Origin of the sequence: Rhodoplanes azumiensis, assembly GCF_042682915.1 — a bacterium.
Taxonomy (GTDB): domain Bacteria; phylum Pseudomonadota; class Alphaproteobacteria; order Rhizobiales; family Xanthobacteraceae; genus Rhodoplanes; species Rhodoplanes azumiensis.
In genome coordinates this window covers 1-1,585 of the sequence record NZ_JBHUIW010000065.1, presented here as the reverse complement: position 1 = coordinate 1,585, position 1,585 = coordinate 1, and the positions used below count along the sequence as shown (strand labels likewise).

At 69.6% G+C, this 1,585-nt stretch carries 1 protein-coding gene and 1 pseudogene; both read right to left on the bottom strand.

The window, feature by feature from the left end; translation table 11 throughout:
- Positions 1-1,144 (bottom strand): HAMP domain-containing protein (locus ACFSOX_RS23585; RefSeq protein WP_378480258.1); only part of this gene is annotated, 1,144 nt, incomplete at its 3' end.
- Between the two features lie 124 nt (positions 1,145-1,268).
- Positions 1,269-1,585, bottom strand: a pseudogene (locus ACFSOX_RS23580) (hypothetical protein); the annotation flags it as partial.

Below are 1,585 nucleotides of genomic sequence, written 5' to 3'. Positions count from 1 at the left end.
TCTCCTCCATCGAGGACGACGCCTCCTCGGCGGACGCCGCCTGCTCGGTCGCGCCCTGCGACAGCTCCTCCGAGCTCGACGACAGCTCCTGGCTGCCGGCCGAGACGTTGTCGGCGGCCAACAGGGCTTCGGCGACCACCTGGCGCAGCTTCGCCACCATCTGCTCCAACGCGATGCCGAGCATGTCGCGATCGGAGAAGCGCCGCACCTGCACGGTCAGGTCGCCGCCCGCGATCATGTCGGCGACCTGGGCATTGGTGCGCAGATTGGCGGTCATGCGCTCGAAGGCGATGCCGAGCGCGTCCTTGTCGGAGAGGCGCTCGAACGCGACATTCAGATCGCCCTCTGCGATCTTGTCGGCGATCGCCGCGGTGGCGCGCAGATTGGTAGTCATGCGGTTGAGCGAGTCGACCAGATCCTTGATCTCGTCGTTCGTCTTGACGATCACGGTCTGGTCGAGATCGCCGACCGCCACGGCCTGGGCCAGCGCGCCGGCCTTGGCGAGGCCGCGGCTGATCGACAGCGCCATCCAGGCCGCGATGCCGGCGGCGAGCAGGATCGCGGCCGCGACGACCGCGAGCATCATGGTCCGGGCGCTCTCGTAATCTTGCTTGGCGACCTCCTTGGCCTCCTCCAGACGACGCTGGTTGATCTCGACGACCGTGTTCAGGTTCTTCTGCATCTCGGTCACGGCCTGGCGGCCCTGCCCGGTCGACAGCTCATGGGCGCGCTCGACATCGCCTTGGCGCACGTAATCGCGCTGGCGATCCTGAATGGTGGCGAGCTGCTGCAGCGCGTTGCGCGTGGCCGCCCACAGCGGCTTGTTCTGCGCGGTCGCGGTCTCGTCCGCCTTCTCGACTCGGGAGGTCAGGAGCTGACGCTCCCTGGTGATCTCGGCATCGTAGAACTGAGCCTGGTCCTTGCTCGCCGCCATCACGAGGTTCTTCTCGGCGCGCACGAGCAGCAAGAGGTTGTTGTTCAGCTCCAGCGACATCTGCATGCGCTTGACCGGTCCTTCGATGACCCGCTCCAACGTCGCGTCCAGCGAGGCGAGATTGGAGATGCCGAGCCAGGCGGTGATGCCGGACAGGACGATGATGGTCGTGAAGGCCAGAACCAGCTTCAGCTTGATCGTGAGGCGCATGGGGTACCTGCCGGGGGCGGTCGTGACGGGATCGGACTGGCGGTCGGAGACCCGCCGGAGCGGGCGCGGCGACGCCGCCGGAGCGGGGCGAACCCCTCGCCCCCGCGGCGCCGAGAGGCGTGTCTCAGCTCGCGCGCTCGAACTGCGCGTCGTGCGCGTCCGGGCCGCCGGCCGAGAGGTCGAGCTTGAAGCCGCCACGCGCCTGTGTCCGGACCGGCTGAGCGTAGGCGGCGCGCACCTGCTCGACGAGCTTGTTGGCGCCGCCCGCGGCCGGACGGACGGAGGGCCGCGTCGCCGCTTCGGACGCCGACACCTTGGCGGTCGGCTTGCCGGCCGGAGCCCGGCCCGCCGCCGGACGGCGCGCCGCAGCAGGCGCGGCGAATGCGCTCTCCTCGGTGCGGAAATAGGCGATGCTGGCCTGCAGCTGCTCGGCCTGCGCGG